The 15,932-nt window shown below is 35.8% G+C and carries 21 protein-coding genes; 15 read left to right on the forward strand and 6 right to left on the reverse strand.

Annotated elements, in window-relative coordinates; translation table 11 throughout:
- Positions 1 to 154: 154 nt before the first annotated feature.
- On the forward strand, positions 155 to 700 hold the full coding sequence (locus ACPT8Q_RS06095; RefSeq protein ID WP_021035264.1) for a sigma-70 family RNA polymerase sigma factor: 546 nt from the start codon (positions 155 to 157) through the stop codon (positions 698 to 700).
- 8 nt (positions 701 to 708) lie between these two features.
- Entirely contained in the window at positions 709 to 891 is a 183-nt protein-coding gene (locus ACPT8Q_RS06100) for a zf-HC2 domain-containing protein (RefSeq protein ID WP_050829135.1), read from the forward strand.
- Positions 892 to 979: 88 nt separating this feature from the next.
- Here ACPT8Q_RS06100 and ACPT8Q_RS06105 read toward each other — a convergent pair whose 3' ends face one another.
- Positions 980 to 1,363, reverse strand: coding sequence for a helix-turn-helix domain-containing protein (locus ACPT8Q_RS06105; RefSeq protein WP_021035262.1), 384 nt, complete (start codon positions 1,361 to 1,363; stop codon positions 980 to 982).
- Between the two features lie 155 nt (positions 1,364 to 1,518).
- Between ACPT8Q_RS06105 and ACPT8Q_RS06110 the strand changes: the two genes are divergently transcribed.
- The 6 genes from ACPT8Q_RS06110 (at position 1,519) to ACPT8Q_RS06135 (ending at position 6,099) form a co-directional block, all read left to right on the forward strand.
- Complete coding sequence (locus tag ACPT8Q_RS06110; RefSeq protein ID WP_050949152.1) at positions 1,519 to 2,064, forward strand: opacity family porin; 546 nt, start codon at positions 1,519 to 1,521, stop codon at positions 2,062 to 2,064.
- Positions 2,018 to 2,524, forward strand: a complete 507-nt coding sequence (locus ACPT8Q_RS06115; RefSeq protein ID WP_050829132.1) for a DUF2846 domain-containing protein — start codon at positions 2,018 to 2,020, stop codon at positions 2,522 to 2,524. The genes ACPT8Q_RS06110 and ACPT8Q_RS06115 overlap by 47 nt, the downstream gene beginning before the upstream one ends.
- Before the next feature lie 193 nt (positions 2,525 to 2,717).
- Positions 2,718 to 3,779 (forward strand): bifunctional peptide-methionine (S)-S-oxide reductase MsrA/peptide-methionine (R)-S-oxide reductase MsrB, encoded by a 1,062-nt coding sequence (gene msrAB / locus ACPT8Q_RS06120; protein ID WP_005631817.1) that lies wholly within the window; start codon positions 2,718 to 2,720, stop codon positions 3,777 to 3,779.
- Between the two features lie 11 nt (positions 3,780 to 3,790).
- Positions 3,791 to 4,432 (forward strand): cytochrome c biogenesis protein CcdA, encoded by a 642-nt coding sequence (locus ACPT8Q_RS06125; protein ID WP_005656594.1) that lies wholly within the window; start codon positions 3,791 to 3,793, stop codon positions 4,430 to 4,432.
- A gap of 42 nt (positions 4,433 to 4,474) precedes the next feature.
- Positions 4,475 to 4,945 carry a redoxin domain-containing protein gene (locus ACPT8Q_RS06130; RefSeq protein ID WP_005662382.1) on the forward strand — a complete coding sequence of 157 codons (471 nt, stop codon included), beginning with the start codon at positions 4,475 to 4,477 and terminating at the stop codon, positions 4,943 to 4,945.
- A gap of 236 nt (positions 4,946 to 5,181) precedes the next feature.
- On the forward strand, positions 5,182 to 6,099 hold the full coding sequence (locus ACPT8Q_RS06135; RefSeq protein WP_050949153.1) for a lysine exporter LysO family protein: 918 nt from the start codon (positions 5,182 to 5,184) through the stop codon (positions 6,097 to 6,099).
- Between the two features lie 67 nt (positions 6,100 to 6,166).
- Here ACPT8Q_RS06135 and ACPT8Q_RS06140 read toward each other — a convergent pair whose 3' ends face one another.
- The 3 genes from ACPT8Q_RS06140 to moeA form a co-directional block, all read right to left on the reverse strand.
- On the reverse strand, positions 6,167 to 6,490 hold the full coding sequence (locus tag ACPT8Q_RS06140; RefSeq protein WP_005628170.1) for an HI1450 family dsDNA-mimic protein: 324 nt from the start codon (positions 6,488 to 6,490) through the stop codon (positions 6,167 to 6,169).
- A 64-nt stretch (positions 6,491 to 6,554) separates the two neighbouring features.
- On the reverse strand, positions 6,555 to 7,286 hold the full coding sequence (gene moeB, locus ACPT8Q_RS06145; RefSeq protein WP_050949154.1) for a molybdopterin-synthase adenylyltransferase MoeB: 732 nt from the start codon (positions 7,284 to 7,286) through the stop codon (positions 6,555 to 6,557).
- A gap of 3 nt (positions 7,287 to 7,289) precedes the next feature.
- Positions 7,290 to 8,504: a molybdopterin molybdotransferase MoeA gene (gene moeA, locus ACPT8Q_RS06150; protein WP_050949155.1), complete on the reverse strand. Its 1,215-nt coding sequence runs from the start codon at positions 8,502 to 8,504 to the stop codon at positions 7,290 to 7,292.
- 137 nt (positions 8,505 to 8,641) lie between these two features.
- On the opposite strand from moeA, the gene folE reads away from it, so the two are divergent.
- The 3 genes from folE (at position 8,642) to bioD (ending at position 10,454) form a co-directional block, all read left to right on the forward strand.
- Positions 8,642 to 9,298, forward strand: coding sequence for a GTP cyclohydrolase I FolE (gene folE / locus ACPT8Q_RS06155; RefSeq protein ID WP_005688422.1), 657 nt, complete (start codon positions 8,642 to 8,644; stop codon positions 9,296 to 9,298).
- 60 nt (positions 9,299 to 9,358) lie between these two features.
- Positions 9,359 to 9,625, forward strand: a complete 267-nt coding sequence (locus tag ACPT8Q_RS06160) for a YcgL domain-containing protein (RefSeq protein ID WP_005688423.1) — start codon at positions 9,359 to 9,361, stop codon at positions 9,623 to 9,625.
- A 100-nt stretch (positions 9,626 to 9,725) separates the two neighbouring features.
- The gene (gene bioD / locus ACPT8Q_RS06165) at positions 9,726 to 10,454 is read left to right on the forward strand and encodes a dethiobiotin synthase (protein ID WP_005660349.1); all 729 of its coding nucleotides are present in this window, start codon (positions 9,726 to 9,728) and stop codon (positions 10,452 to 10,454) included.
- Between the two features lie 88 nt (positions 10,455 to 10,542).
- On the opposite strand, the gene metF is transcribed toward bioD, so the two are convergent.
- Positions 10,543 to 11,421 (reverse strand): methylenetetrahydrofolate reductase, encoded by an 879-nt coding sequence (gene metF / locus ACPT8Q_RS06170; RefSeq protein ID WP_005650448.1) that lies wholly within the window; start codon positions 11,419 to 11,421, stop codon positions 10,543 to 10,545.
- Between the two features lie 472 nt (positions 11,422 to 11,893).
- On the opposite strand from metF, the gene rplM reads away from it, so the two are divergent.
- The 4 genes from rplM to ACPT8Q_RS06190 all read left to right on the forward strand — a co-directional run bounded on the left by rplM (position 11,894) and on the right by ACPT8Q_RS06190 (position 14,003).
- On the forward strand, positions 11,894 to 12,322 hold the full coding sequence (rplM, locus tag ACPT8Q_RS06175) for a 50S ribosomal protein L13 (RefSeq protein ID WP_005628896.1): 429 nt from the start codon (positions 11,894 to 11,896) through the stop codon (positions 12,320 to 12,322).
- A gap of 16 nt (positions 12,323 to 12,338) precedes the next feature.
- A complete protein-coding gene (rpsI, locus tag ACPT8Q_RS06180) occupies positions 12,339 to 12,731 on the forward strand; it encodes a 30S ribosomal protein S9 (RefSeq protein ID WP_005631594.1) in 393 nt (130 codons plus the stop codon).
- 181 nt (positions 12,732 to 12,912) lie between these two features.
- Positions 12,913 to 13,551 (forward strand): stringent starvation protein SspA, encoded by a 639-nt coding sequence (sspA, locus tag ACPT8Q_RS06185; protein WP_050949156.1) that lies wholly within the window; start codon positions 12,913 to 12,915, stop codon positions 13,549 to 13,551.
- Positions 13,551 to 14,003 carry a ClpXP protease specificity-enhancing factor gene (locus ACPT8Q_RS06190; protein WP_050949157.1) on the forward strand — a complete coding sequence of 151 codons (453 nt, stop codon included), beginning with the start codon at positions 13,551 to 13,553 and terminating at the stop codon, positions 14,001 to 14,003. Before sspA ends, ACPT8Q_RS06190 begins: the two co-directional genes overlap by 1 nt.
- A gap of 35 nt (positions 14,004 to 14,038) precedes the next feature.
- Here the strand turns inward: ACPT8Q_RS06190 and dxs are convergent, their stop codons facing one another.
- Positions 14,039 to 15,916, reverse strand: a complete 1,878-nt coding sequence (dxs, locus tag ACPT8Q_RS06195; protein ID WP_050949158.1) for a 1-deoxy-D-xylulose-5-phosphate synthase — start codon at positions 15,914 to 15,916, stop codon at positions 14,039 to 14,041.
- Between the last annotated feature and the right edge of the window lie 16 nt (positions 15,917 to 15,932).

A 15,932-nucleotide genomic window follows, 5' to 3' on the forward strand; every position in this document is an offset into this window, starting at 1 on the left:
TTCATTAAATACCAGATTTTTTTCCTAACTTCGCAAAATAGATTCAATGTAAAATTTTTCATTTTAAATTTCCTTTTTTGAGTGTAAAAATAGCTACCTTAGTTTATTAAAGGAAGTGGGTTTCATTTCTTACATAAGTTTTAAAGGAGTTAAAATGAATGTTATTTCTGATCTTGAGCTTCAGCAAATTCGCACTCAAATGCTGACATTTGCACAATTGCAAGTAAATCAAGCCGATCTTGCTGAAGATTTAGTACAAGAAGCTTTTTTAAGTGCATTCAAAAATCTTGATAATTTTAAGCATCAATCTGCATTTAAAACTTGGATTTTTGCGATTCTTAAAAATAAGATTATTGATTATTTACGTCAGAAAGGGCGGTTTGTTTTAGAAAGTGAACTTGAAGATGAAAATACCAATAATTCATTTTTTGATGAAAAGGGGTATTGGAAACCAGAACATTACCCGAGTGAATTACAAGGCGAAGAAGAAACGGTTTATTCCGATGAATTTTGGCTGATTTTTGAAACTTGTTTGACTTGTTTACCCGCCAAACAGGCAAAAATTTTTATGATGCGAGAGTTTTTAGATCTTTCATCTGAAGAAATTTGTCAAGAAACGCATTTAACTTCGTCTAATTTACATACCACCCTTTATCGGGCTCGTTTACAGTTGCAAAACTGTCTTTCAAAAAAACTTTAGGAGAGATTATGCGTTGTCGCCAAGCCACTCGAATGATTTCCGAATCGCACGAACGTTCATTAGATATACAAGAAAAAGTTGGGTTAAAAGTTCATTTAGTTACCTGCTCACGTTGTCGTCGTTTTCAAAGAAATTGCAAAACCTTAAGCGAGATGATGAAGCAATTTAGGGATGCCGAAAACCATCTATAGAATTAACTGATAGGTAGCAAAAAAATAAGCGGTTGAATTTGCAAAATATTTTACAGCTTCAACCGCTTATTGTTAAAAATACTTTATTTCACTTTTCTAATAATGAAATCATTTTTCTAAGCATTTCTAATTCTTTTTCTTTCTGCTCTAATAATTCATCTTTATGAATAAGTTGTAATTTTAATTTTTCAATTTCAAACATTATAGAGTGATCACCACTATAATAATTTGCAGAAGTATTATTTCCATTTTTATTCATAAAGAAGATAACACCTTTATCATTATCAACAAGATCAGATAAACTCACATTAAATATCTGAGCAATTTGCACTAATTTATCGTATTGTAGGCGAGTTTCACCTCGTTCAATCTTGGCATAACCACTTGGCGACATATTCATTTTCTCAGCCATATCTTCTTGCGATAATTGACGAAGCTCTCTCATCATACGAATTTTATCATGCATTCCCATCTAAATTTACCCCTTTCCAAATTGAGCAATTTTTGCCGAAATTAGGTGCTATTTTGTCCTTTTTGTTGTTGTTTTTAATGGTTAAACTTCCATAAAATTTACCCGCATTTACTTATGCAATTGATGTATTTTCACACATTTAGAGGTCTTAATCTATGAAAAAATTACTTATTGTAACTATGTTATCTACTTTAGCACTATCAGCTCAAGCTCAATGGTATGTTCAAGGCGATTTAGGTGCTTCAAAAATTGATATTACTCATGTAAATAGTTCAGACAGTTCATCTTTTACCCAACGAATTAGTGTTGGCTATGCTTTTGATAAGAACTTTCGTTTAGCCGTAGATTATACAAACTACGGAAAAGTAACTGCAAATTATGCTGATGTTGTAGATGTATCTCTTAAAGGTAAATCATTAGGCCTCACTGGTTTTTATGATTTTGACTTAGCCGATTTCAAACCTTATGTTGGTGTCCGTGTATCTGCCAATGAACCAGATGTAACTGTAACTGAAAATGCAAATGCAAGATATTATCGCATAGATTTTGTAACCGAAACGAGCATAGGCATTGGTGCATTAGCTGGTGTTCAATATAAATTAACTGATAACGTGGCACTTAATACTAATATTGAATATAACCGTTTAGCCTCAGATGCTTCTGATGTGGGCGTTAAGGCTGGTTTACGTTTTAGTTTCTAATGGGTATTTTGTGAAACAGTTATTTGCAAGAGCATCAATTATAGGGGTAGCGTTATTACTTTCAGCTTGTGCAACCGTTCCTATGGCTTCTGTTGAAGAAAGTAATACCGCCAAACAATTCAGATCTCCCGAAAAAGGAAATTCAGGATTATATATCTACCGTGATTCTTTTATAGGAAAAGCTTTAAAGAAAGATCTCTATATTGACGATAAATTTATAGGTGAGTCTGCTCCTGATGTATTTTTTTATAAAACCATTAAAGCGGGAGAGCATAAAATTTCAACTGAATCCGAATTCAGCAATAATGATTTAAACATTAAAACTGAAAGTGGTAAAAACTATTTTATTCGTCAATATATTAAATTTGGTGTATTTGCAGGCGGTGCAAATTTAGAACAAGTTTCTGAAGAAGAAGGTAAGAAGGCTATTTCTAAACTAAATATGGCTGTAAGTCATTAAAATTCTGCTCTAACAACATCATTTTATTTAAACAAGACTAAGTCTATATTTAATTTAGACTTAGTCTTTTTTATCTAAAATTCCCCTCTTATTCCTACTACAATTTAAATTTAAGTAAAAAAATCTGTAAGAAATCCAATTCTTCGCCGTCTAACCTTATGTAATGTTAATTTTTACTTCATAAGGAAAAGCAATGAAACTATCAAAAACATTTCTATTTATTACCGCACTTTGCTGTGCAGCACCAACTTTAGCAATACAAAATTCAACATCATCATCTGGAGAACAAAAAATGGCAATGGAAAATACACAAAACATTCGAGAAATTTATCTTGCTGGTGGTTGTTTCTGGGGTATGGAAGCATATATGGAGCGTATTCACGGTGTGAAAGATGCGATTTCTGGCTATGCCAATGGTAATACGGGGAAAACCAGTTATCATATGATTGGGCTAACCGATCACGCAGAAACGGTAAAAGTCACTTACGATGCAAACCAAATTTCGTTAGATAAATTGCTTAAATATTATTTTAAAGTGATTGATCCAACGAGTGTAAACAAACAAGGTAACGACCGTGGTAGACAATATCGCACAGGGATTTATTATCAAGATGGGGCAGATAAAGCGGTGATCGAACAAGCTCTCGCCCAGCTTCAAACCAAATATAAAAAACCAGTGCAAATTGAGGTACAACCGATTAAAAATTACATCGTAGCAGAAGAATATCATCAGGATTATTTGAAGAAAAATCCAAATGGTTATTGCCATATTGATATTACCAAAGCAGATGAACCTGTGATTGACGAAAAAGATTATCCGAAACCGAGTGATGCAGAACTCAAAGCGAAATTGACACCGTTGCAATATTCCGTTACTCAAAATAAACATACTGAACGCTCTTTTAGTAACGAATATTGGGATAACTTCCAACCCGGTATTTATGTTGATGTCACTACAGGCGAGCCTGTTTTCTCTTCAAATGATAAATTTGAATCAGGTTGTGGCTGGCCAAGTTTTACGAAACCGATCATTAAAGATGTGGTGCATTATGAAACCGACAATAGCTTCAATATGCAACGTACCGAAGTGTTAAGTCGTGCGGGCAATGCCCATTTAGGACACGTTTTTGACGACGGCCCGAAAGATAAAGGTGGTTTACGTTATTGCATTAACAGTGCATCAATTAAATTTATTCCGTTAGCTGAAATGGAAAAGGCAGGATACGGATATTTGATTCAATCCATTAAAAAATAAGGAGATGTAGGATGTTAGATCAGCAACTCCTTATTGGAACTGTATTTTTAGCTGGGCTTGCTTCTTTTCTTTCGCCTTGTATTTTCCCGATTATTCCAATTTATTTTGGTATTTTGAGTAAAGGCGGTAAAAAAGTCTTAAATACTTTTTTATTTATTTTAGGGCTTTCCCTTACATTTGTCAGTTTAGGCTTTAGTTTTGGTTTTTTAGGGAATATTTTATTTAGTAACACTACCCGCATTATCGCTGGCGTTATCGTGATTATTTTGGGTATTCATCAACTTGGCATTTTCAAAATTGGTTTGTTGGAACGCACGAAATTGGTGGAAATAAAAACATCAGGAAAATCAACCGCACTTGAGGCATTTGTTCTTGGTTTAACGTTTAGTCTTGGTTGGACACCTTGTATTGGCCCGATTCTGGCTTCCGTGTTAGCTTTATCAGGCGATGAAGGCTCTGCACTTTACGGTGCATCAATGATGTTTGTTTATGTCTTAGGGCTTGCGACCCCGTTTGTACTGTTTTCGTTCTTATCTGACAGCTTGCTCAAACGTGCCAAAGGGTTAAATAAACACTTAGACAAATTTAAAATCGGTGGCGGAATTTTAATTATCGTGATGGGTATTTTATTAATTACGAATAATTTTTCGTAAAACATAACCTCAACAAAAGAAATTTATAAAAGGAAAAAAGCAATGAAAAAACTACTATCAATATTTCTAATGGCATTCAGCCTAAACGCTTTTGCACAAACTAATTTGGCAGATGTGCAACTCAAAGATTTAAACAATCAGCCAGTTACTTTAAGCCAATATAAAGGCAAACCTGTGTATGTAAAAATGTGGGCATCTTGGTGTCCGATTTGCTTGGCTGGATTAGCTGAAATTGATGATTTAAGTGCGGAAAAAGATCGCAATTTTGAAGTGATTACCATTGTTTCGCCCGATCACAAAGGCGAAAAAGACACCGCTGATTTTATTGAATGGTACAAAGGATTGGAATATAAAAATATCACGGTGCTTTTAGATGAAAAAGGCGAAATCATTGACAAAGCAAGAGTGCGTGGCTATCCGTTCAATCTCTTTTTAGATAGTGATTTAAACTTGAAAAAAACCGTACCAGGGCATTTAGGTGCAGAGCAAATAAAAGTTTTTGCAGTGAAATAACGATAAAAAGCGGCTTATTTTAAGCCGTTTTTTATATCCCATTTTTACAGAGTAAAGAGACAAAATAGCTAAGATTGGCGTTTGTACATTGAGCATTTGGTAGATTGATAAAAAATATATATTATAAGCGGTATGATTTTATTGCTTGTATAAGTAATTTTTATTTTTACTGTAATATTTATTCAAATTATCTTTGAAAATTAAATAAAGTGCAGTGATCTACAAAAAGGAAAATAATGGAAGAAATTATTAACGGATTGCTTATCGTACTTGTGCCGATGATGTTGGGTTACTTAGTTAAAATACAGAATCAAAATGCGTTGGCATTCATTAATAAAATTGTGATGTTATTGCTTTACATCATTTTATTTATGATGGGGTTTATGCTTGGTCAGCTAGAGCATTTAGAACAAAAATTGCCAATTATTGGTATGACCGCTTTAGGGCTATCGGCTATTATTTTGACTTGTAATATCGTAGGCTTGGCTATTTATGACCGCACTTTGCCTAAGCCTGTTAATTACTTACAGGGAGAATTGCCATCTCGTTGGCATTCGTTAGTGGACTCAATTAAATTATTAAGTGCGGTGATTATCGGCATTGTTTTAGGTTGGTTGTGCAATGATTGGTTGCATTTCCCAAATGCCTCTAATCTTTACGTGCTTATTGCATTGATCTTTTTTGTCGGGATTCAGCTTCGTAATAACGGAATTTCCTTGAAAGAAGTTTTATTAAATAAGCAAGGCTTAATGATGGGAGCAATTTTTACCCTAAGTTCTTTAATTGGTGGCATTATTTCTTCATTTTTTCTAAGTATGCCGATTACCCAAGGTTTAGCCTTTTCATCGGGATTTGGTTGGTATTCTTTATCAAGCGTCGTGCTGACAAATGCTTGGGGACCGATGCAGGGCAGTATTGCTTTTTTCAATGATTTATCACGCGAAATTTTGAGCTTATTTTTAATTCCACTGTTTATGCAACATTATCGTTCTACAGCTATTGGAATTACAGGTGCAACGGCATTAGATTGTACATTGCCGATTATTCAGAAATCAGGTGGAATTGAAGTGACGCCTATCGCCATTTCTTTTGGTATGGTAACGAATTTATTACCGCCGTTGTTGTTAGTTTTTTTCTCAAGTTTTCCAATTTGATGGCTTGTTAATTTTAAGCGAAAAGAAAAAGGGAAATCAGCTGATTTCCCTTATTTTTACTTTATCGTTACTTTTTCCAAATAACATGAAATTCGCGATCTTCTTCTCGGTGAGAAATTAAGAATTTAGCAAATACATCATCCATTTCATCTTGTTCATTGACTAAGCCCACCCATACTTCAGCGTATTCTTCTGGGTCAATTAGTACACCAATTTCTTCTTCCCAATCATCGGCAGTTTCAACAAATTCCACACCACCGCGTTCTTCAAATTGTAGGTTGAATAAAAGAATATCAGCAGGATCTAAATTTTCTCCAGCCATCTCTAAGAAAATATCGTAAGCAATATCAATGGCTGTATCTGGATCAAGTTTTTTAATTTCTGTTGTCATAGTGTTTTGTCGTAAAGGTTATGGTTAATAAAAGTGCGGTTAAATTTTTTCTCTTTTAAGCGTTTTATTCCACATTGGTTGGAAGCTTAATTTCTCGAATATTCATCGAAAAACCATCAATCATCAATAAGCGTCCACACAAATTCTTACCGGTTTTTAACCGCACTTTAATTGCTTCTAAGGCTTGAATGCTTCCCACAATGCCGACGATTGGTGCAAGCACGCCTGCTTCCACACAGCTTAATACATTTTGCCCAAATAATTTGCTGAGATCACGATAAGTGGGTGTATTCGGTTCATAAGTGAAAACGGAAACCTGACCTTCCATCCGAATCGCGGCGCCAGAAATCAGAGGGATTTTTGCATTATTACATTGGCGATCCAATTGATTACGGATTTCTACATTGTCTGTACAATCTAAAACAATATCAAAGTGCGGAATGATCTCTGCGAGTTTTTCTTCGTCTAACTTAGCATTAATCGTCTCAATGTTTATATGTGGATTGATTTGTTCCAGTGCAATTTTAGCTGATTCTACTTTGGGCATATTCAAGCGTGCATCGCAGTGCAAGACTTGTCGCTGAAGATTCGAAAGAGAAACAGTATCGAAATCCAACAGCGTTAAATTGCCAACGCCTGCCGCTGCGAGATATTGGCTGGCTGCGCAACCTAAGCCGCCAAGCCCAACGATCAACATTTTGCTTGCTTTGAGTTTTTCTTGCCCATCAAAATCTATGCTTTTAAGAATAATTTGACGGTTATAACGCAATTCTTCTTCGTGACTAAGCTCGATCATTTGTTATCCTAATAAATGATTGAAAGGCTCAATTGTCACTGTTTCCCCTGCAGTGACATTGCCTCGTTCTTGTTCTAAAACGATAAAACAATTGCTTTTTACAAAAGTGCTAAAGAGATGAGATCCTTGGAATCCCACTGATTGTACTTCAATTTGACCTTGTTCATTGATGTGATAAAAACCCCGTTGGAAGTCTAAACGTCCCACTGTTTTTTTCAAATTCATTGTGGCAATGGCTGAAAAGTGCGGTAGATTTTTCCATTGTTTTTGGCCTTGAAGTTTAGCAATGAGTGGCTGAACAAGTTGATAAAATGTCACTAATGCAGAAACAGGATTACCGGGTAAACCACAGAACCAAGCGTTTTCTAATTTACCAAAAGCGAATGGTTTGCCCGGTTTGATTGCAATTTTCCAGAAATTTACTTGACCTACTTTTTCCAATACCGCTTTAGTGAAATCCGCTTCACCAACGGAAACACCGCCACTGGTAATCACTAAATCGGCTTGGCTTTGTGCGACAATAAATGCTTTTTCAAATTCAGCTTCGTTATCAGGTAATAGCCCTAAATCAATGACTTCACAGTTTAGTTTTTCTAGCAGTAATTTTACGGTAAAACGGTTAGTGTCATAGATTTGTCCGCTTTGTAATGGCTTGCCGACTTCCACAAGTTCATCGCCAGTTGAGAGTACGCCGACTTTTAATTGACGATAGCATTTTACTTCTGCAATGCCTAAAGAGGCTAATAATGGCAAGGAAACAGGGGTGAGAGGTGCACCTTGTGCTAATACCACATCGCCTTTTTCTACATCTTCTCCAATACGGCGGATGTTTTGGCTTGGTTTAGGCAATTCACTAAAAGTGACGGTACCGTCTTCATTGAGTGTCACTTGCTCTTGCATTATCACGGCATCTGCGCCTTCAGGAATCATCGCACCAGTCATAATTCTGACCGCACTTTTTGATGGCCATTCCCCTTGGAATGGATTACCTGCAAAAGATTTTCCTGCCACTGAAAGGGTTAAGGATTGTTGTAAATCCGATAAACGTACAGCATAACCATCCATTGCTGAATTATCGAAAGAGGGAACATTGATAGGCGAAATAATATCTTCTGCACAAATTCGATTGGCGGCTTCTTGTAAATTTAGGCTTTCAGTTTGAGTTGGGAAGGGAATCTGTTCGAGCATTTTCGAGCGAGCTTGATCCAATGTAAGCATAGAAAATCCTTATTTAATAAAATAAGTCGGTATTTTATCTCTAAAGACTTATTCATTCAAATTTGCAATTTTTATCATTTTACCATCCTATTATCCTTTGCTAGAATAGCCGATTATTTTTTTAGGAAAGACTATTTATGAGCAAAATTTCACTGGATGCACTGAATGTAAGAAATGCCTTGATTGAGAAAGGCATTGAAACACCAATGATTGATCCAACACAGGCTAAAAATGAACGCCGAGAAAACATTGCAAAACATATGAATGAAGTGATGAAGCTGATTGGATTAGATTTGCGAGATGATAGTTTGGAAGAAACGCCAAATCGTTTGGCTAAAATGTTTATTGATGAGATTTTCAGTGGAATGGATTATGCCAATTTTCCTAAAATGACGAAAATCAAAAATCAGATGAAAGTCAGCGAAATGGTGCAAGTGAATGGCATTACACTAACAAGCACTTGTGAACATCATTTTGTGACGATTGATGGTAAAGTTTGTGTGGCATATTATCCAAAAGATTGGGTGATTGGTCTTTCTAAAATTAATCGAATTGTCTCGTTTTTTGCGCAACGTCCACAGGTTCAAGAACGCTTAACTGAACAACTTTTGACAGCATTTCAAACCATTCTTGAAACCGATGATGTCGCGATATATGTGAAAGCGACCCATTTCTGTGTGAAAGCGCGTGGTATTAGAGATACAAATAGTTATACTGTCACATCTGCTTATGGTGGGGTGTTTTTGGAAGATAGAGATACACGTAAAGAATTTTTAGCCACAGTTCAAAAATAGGAAATAATAAATTACAATCCGCACGTAAAATGTGCGGATTTTTATTTTGGGAAATTAAATATGTTATGTGCCATTTATAAAAGTAAAAAGAAGTTAGGAAGTTACCTTTATGTTGCCAATAGAGAGGATTTTTCTTCAGTTCCCAGCGTTTTACTCGAACATTTTGGTAAACCAGAATTAGTAATGATGTTTAATCTGCTTGGGCGTAAAGCATTACACAATGTAGATTGTAATGAAGTATTAGAAACAATTAAACGCCAAGGATTTTATTTACAAATGGCAAAACAAGATGATGGTTTATTTTATAGCTTGAGTGAGATCAAATAATTTGTCTATTTCTAAGATAAAAAAGTGAAAATTTGCGTTATCTCAAATTATTAAATAAAAAATTCCTTTAAAATCCACCGCACTTTTTAAAGGAGAAAAAATGAGTAGCTTTTTTGTCGCAGGGACAGATACGAATGTGGGAAAAACAACAGTAGCGCGCGCAATGATTCAAGCCTTGCAAGGGCAGGGCGTGCAAGTTGTCGGCTATAAACCCATTGCTTGTTGTGGGGAAGAGAGTATTTATCCTGTTGCTCAGTCAGAAAATACATCTGATTATGATAATTTCGTAAATGCTGATGTATTAACGCTGATGAATTCAACAAAAGAAAATGTGTCTTATCAGGATATTAATAGCTATACTTTTAGTCACTGTGCACCAATGCTCACACAAGATAAAATGCGGATTAAATTAGATAAAATTAATTGTGATTTAACGCGTTTGAATCAAACTTATCAATCTGTTGTGGTGGAAGGATCTTTTGGTTTAATGACACCAATGGCAGAAGGAAAAAGTTTTGCAGATTGGATTACTCAACGAAAAATGCCAGTAGTACTTGTAGTTGGAATTAAAGATGGTTGTGTAAATCACGCTTTATTAACGGTAAAGGTTATCCAACAGTTAGGTGTGCCTTTATTAGGTTGGATAGCGAATCGAATTAATCCATTATTAAGCCATTATGCAGAAATTGTTGATTTGCTTGTTGAACATATTGATGCGCCGCTTTTAGGTAAAATTCCTTATTTACATAAACCCGAAGAACAAGAATTAGGGCATTATTTAACGAATATAGATCGATTAATGTATATGCAAACTGAATTAGTAAAATAACGAAGTGCGGTTGAATTTTTTTAGTTTTGTATAAGGGCGAAATATCGCCCTTATTTTGTGTTTGAAAAGAAATATATTATTGTGATAATTAAGGTCTTACACCTAACATATGACAGATAGCATAAGTTAATTCACTACGATTTAATGTATAAAAGTGGAAATCATTTACGCCTTCACGAGATAAAATTTTTACCATATCCATTGCAACACTTGCTGCTACAAGATTACGTGTAGTTGGATCATCATCCAAACCATCATAGGCTTTAACTAACCACGCTGGAATTTTCACATTAGTGAATGATGCCATTTTTTGGAGTTGTTTAAAATTAGTAACAGGTAAAATACCGGGTACGATTTCAGTATCAATACCAATTGATGCACAACGATCACGAAAACGCAGGTAGTTTTCAATATCAAAGAAAAATTGCGTAATCACGTGATTTGCACCTGCATCAATTTTACGTTTTAAATTAATCAAGTCTGCTTGTGCGGATTTTGCTTCTGGATGAACTTCAGGATAAGCAGCTACAGAAATATCAAAATCAGCGACAGAACGGAGTAATTCCACAAGATCTGACGCATAAAATGGTTTTTTCGCGTAACCTTTAGGTTCGTCACCGCGTAACGCAACAATACGGCGAATACCACTATCCCAATAATCTCTCGCAATTTGTTTTAATTCTTCAGGTGTGGCATCAATTCCAGTTAAATGTGGTGCGGCTTCTAAGCCCGTTTCTTGTTTAATGGCTTTCACAATGCCGTGAGTGCGGTCACGTTCTCCCGAATTTGCGCCGTAAGTGACTGACACAAATTTAGGCTTTAAGACTTTTAAACGATGAATTGAATCCCATAGAAGGGTTTCCATTTTTTCGTTTTTAGGAGGAAAAAATTCAAAAGAGACATTAATTTTTTTATTAAAATCTGCAATATGTTGATTTAATGTATCAATTTCTTTCGCGTAGCTCATAAGGCTTCCTTTAGGATTCTAAAATAGTATTTGTACAATAAAATAGGTTTTAATATGAGTCAATTTCAATTTATTCATTAAAAGTATGATTATTATTAATAATTCAATAAATGGATAATGATTGTTCAATAATAACTAATTTTTAGATCAAAACGTACCCAAAACTACCGCACTTTTGTTAGCAATGATTTATCCCATTTTACAACGAAAAAGAAAGTGCGGTAATTTTTTTGTGTATTTTTATAGAAAGATAGAAAGATAAATGCGTGTTAAATAAATACAATAGATTTATTTTTTAGTGTAAAAAATTAGCATTTTATGAAAAAACGAGTATAATACGCCGACCCTGTAAATGTGCGAATTCCCATCGTACATTATTTTATCGAGATCACACTCGAAGGGGTGATGATTAAGATTAATGGTTGTGTTCATAAGAACACTGGGTATCAAACTAATTTTTGGTAATTAATTAATGAAAACTTTTGTAGCAAAACCAGAAACGGTTAAACGCGACTGGTACGTAGTAGATGCGACAGGTAAAACTTTAGGTCGTTTAGCGACTGAATTAGCACGTCGTCTTCGTGGTAAACACAAGGCTGAGTACACTCCACACGTAGATACTGGTGATTACATCATCGTTATCAACGCAGACAAAGTGGCAGTAACTGGTCGTAAAGAAACAGATAAACTTTACTACTGGCACACTGGCTATGTAGGTGGTATTAAACAAGCGACTTTCAAAGAAATGATCGCTCGCCGTCCTGAAGCAGTGATTGAAATTGCGGTTAAAGGTATGTTGCCAAAAGGTCCATTAGGCCGTGCAATGTTCCGTAAATTAAAAGTGTATGCAGGTGCTGAACACCAACACGCTGCACAACAACCACAAGTATTAGATATTTAATCACGAGGTTTAGAAAATGGCAGAGAATCAAAACTACGGCACAGGTCGCCGCAAAAGCTCTTCAGCTCGTGTATTTATCAAACCGGGCAGTGGTAAAATCACTATCAACCAACGTGAATTGGATGTTTACTTTGGTCGCGAAACAGCGCGTATGGTAGTACGTCAGCCATTAGAATTGGTTGAATTAACTGATAAGTTAGATCTATACATCACAGTTAAAGGTGGTGGTATTTCTGGTCAAGCGGGTGCAATCCGTCACGGTATCACTCGTGCATTGATGGAATACGATGAAACATTACGCCCAGCACTTCGTGCAGCTGGTTTCGTTACTCGTGACGCACGTCGCGTAGAACGTAAAAAAGTGGGTTTACACAAAGCACGTCGTCGTCCACAATACTCAAAACGTTAATTTTTATTTTCGTTTCGAAAAAGAAAAGCAGAGAGAAATCTCTGCTTTTTTATTATTTGAGTTACTCTAACTTATTGATTATAAAACAATAAAAAAGATTATATTGGCAAATAGGTAATGCTTTATGGTAGAATATTGCCCCTTAAAAACCTAGAATATTTTTGGATCTTCGGAGGAATAAATGTCCAGCGCATCAAATAAACGTTCAGTAATGACCCTTTTTTCAAATAAAGATGATATTTATTGCCATCAGGTAAAAATTGTTTTGGCTGAAAAAGGTGTGCTTTATGAAAACGCAGAGGTTGATTTGCAAGCACTACCAGAAGATTTAATGGAATTAAATCCATACGGCACTGTGCCTACGTTGGTTGATCGTGATCTCGTATTATTTAATTCACGCATCATAATGGAATATCTTGATGAACGTTTTCCACATCCTCCATTAATGCAAGTGTATCCTGTTTCTCGTGCTAAAGATCGACTTTTAATGTTACGTATTGAACAAGATTGGTATCCAACCCTTGAAAAAGCAGAAAACGGTACAGAAAAAGAAAAAATTTCAGCATTAAAACAGTTAAAAGAAGAATTATTAGGGATTGCACCAATTTTTCAGCAGATGCCTTATTTTATGAATGAAGAATTTGGTTTGGTTGATTGCTATGTTGCACCATTATTATGGAAATTAAAACATTTAGGTGTGGAATTTACAGGCACAGGAAGTAAAGCAATTAAAGCTTATATGGAACGTGTGTTTACACGCGATTCTTTTTTGCAGTCTGTAGGTGAGGCTGCACCAAAAAATTTAATGGATGATAAGTAATGGAATACAAAGCTTCCCCTAAGCGCCCTTATTTATTACGCGCCTATTATGATTGGCTAGTAGATAATAGTTTCACGCCTTATTTAGTTGTTGATGCGACTTACTTGGGCGTGAATGTTCCTGTCGAATATGTAAAAGATGGACAGATTGTATTAAACTTGTCTTCTAATGCTACGGGTAATTTACAACTTACAAATGATTTCATCCAGTTTAATGCCCGATTTAAAGGTGTCTCTCGTGAATTGTATATTCCAATGGGCGCAGCGCTTGCGATTTATGCTCGTGAGAATGGCGATGGCGTGATGTTTGAACCTGAGGAAATTTATGATGAACTTAACATCGAGCCAGATACTGAACAACCAACAGGTTTTTATGAAGCAGTAGATAAGCCTAAAAAACGAGAAGAAAAAAAGAAAACAAAATCAGTTTCCCATTTAAGAATTGTGGATTAAGAAAAAACGCGATGAAATTATCATCGCGTTTATTTTTATAAATTGTCCTGTTTTGCAATAAAGTTGATAATTTTTTCTTCAATGCCTTTTGTATCCAATCCTAAATCTTCCAATGCTTCTTGCTGTGTCGCTTGGGGAATAAAATAATCTGGTAAACCAATTTGTAAAAGTGCGGTTGATTTTCCTGATGAATTTAGTACTTCTGCCACAGCTGATCCCGCTCCACCTTGAATTGCATTTTCTTCTAATGTGACTAAATAATCGTGAGTTTTAGCAAGCACATTAATCATTTCAATATCAATCGGTTTTACAAAACGCATATCGACAACTGTTGCATTGAGTTTTTCTGATGCTTCTAACGCAGATGGTAACAGGGTACCAAAGTTTAAAATCGCAATTTTTTGACCCTCTCGAATTAAACGTGATTTACCGATAGGTAGCATTTCCAAAGGAGTAAGTTTTACACCAACGGCATTTCCGCGAGGATAACGCACTGCCGCTGGTTTGCCACATTGATAACCTGTATAGAGCATTTGACGGCATTCATTTTCATCACTTGGTGTCATGATAATCATATTGGGAATACAACGCATAAAGCTGAGATCAAATGCCCCTTGGTGTGTAGCACCATCTGCGCCAACTATTCCCGCTCGATCAATCGCAAATAGCACAGGGAGATTTTGAATGGCAACATCGTGAATTAATTGATCGTAAGCACGTTGTAAAAATGTCGAGTAAATTGCGACAACAGGTTTGTATCCGCCAATTGCAAGTCCTGTAGCAAAAGTGACAGCGTGCTGTTCTGCAATTGCTACGTCAAAATATTGTTTTGGGAAGCGTTGGGAAAATTCTACCATACCTGAACCCTCACGCATTGCAGGTGTGATACCAATAATTTTGGCATCTTTTTCTGCCATTTCGCATAGCCAATCGCCAAAAATTTTCGAATAAGTTGGTTTACTATTGTTTTTGGGTAATTCGCCACTGATTGGGTCAAATTTTGGTACGCCGTGGAAACCAATCGGATCTTTTTCTGCAGGCGCATATCCTTTACCTTTTTTTGTTTTTATATGTAAAAATTGCGGGCCTTTCAGATTACGCATATTCGTAAGTGTTGCCACTAATTCCTCAATGTTATGGCCGTCCACTGGGCCAATATAATTAAAACCGAGTTCTTCAAATAATGTACTTTCTGGCGAAAACATTACACCTTTCATATGTTCTTCGGTTTTTTTCATAAAGTTTTTGATTGGAGGAACTTTATCAAGGATTTTTTTACTGCCATCACGAAGTGTAGAGTAGAGAGAGCCAGAGAAAATACGCGCAAGATGATTATTTAATGCGCCAACGTTTTCTGAAATAGACATTTCGTTATCATTTAAAATAACTAACATATCTGTATGCAATGCGCCTGCGTGATTTAATGCCTCAAATGCCATTCCCGCCGTAATTGAGCCGTCACCGATGACACATACTGTTTTTCTACTTGCATTTTCTCGTTCTGCAGCGACTGCAATACCTAATCCCGCACTAATAGACGTGGAGGAGTGACCAACACTTAATACATCAAATTCACTTTCTTCACGCCAAGGGAAAGGATGAATACCGCCTTTTTGACGAATTGTGGACATCTGCTCTCGGCGACCCGTTAAAATTTTATGTGGATAAGCTTGATGTCCAACATCCCAAATTAACTGATCAAATGGTGTTTCATACACATAATGTAGTGCAACAGTCAGTTCCACCGTGCCTAAACCTGATGCTAAATGCCCGCTAGTTTGACTAACTGATTCTAAAAGATAAGCACGTAATTCTTGGCAGAGTTGTGGTAGCTGGTCTTTATTTAAAAGACGTAAATCTTCTGGAGAATTAATTAAAGATAAAAGAGGATAATTGTTCATATTGTTAGTCATTTTAAAAACGTTATAA

The sequence above is a fragment of the Haemophilus sp. HN_Hi10 genome (assembly GCF_049821985.1).
Lineage (GTDB): Bacteria > Pseudomonadota > Gammaproteobacteria > Enterobacterales > Pasteurellaceae > Haemophilus > Haemophilus influenzae_D.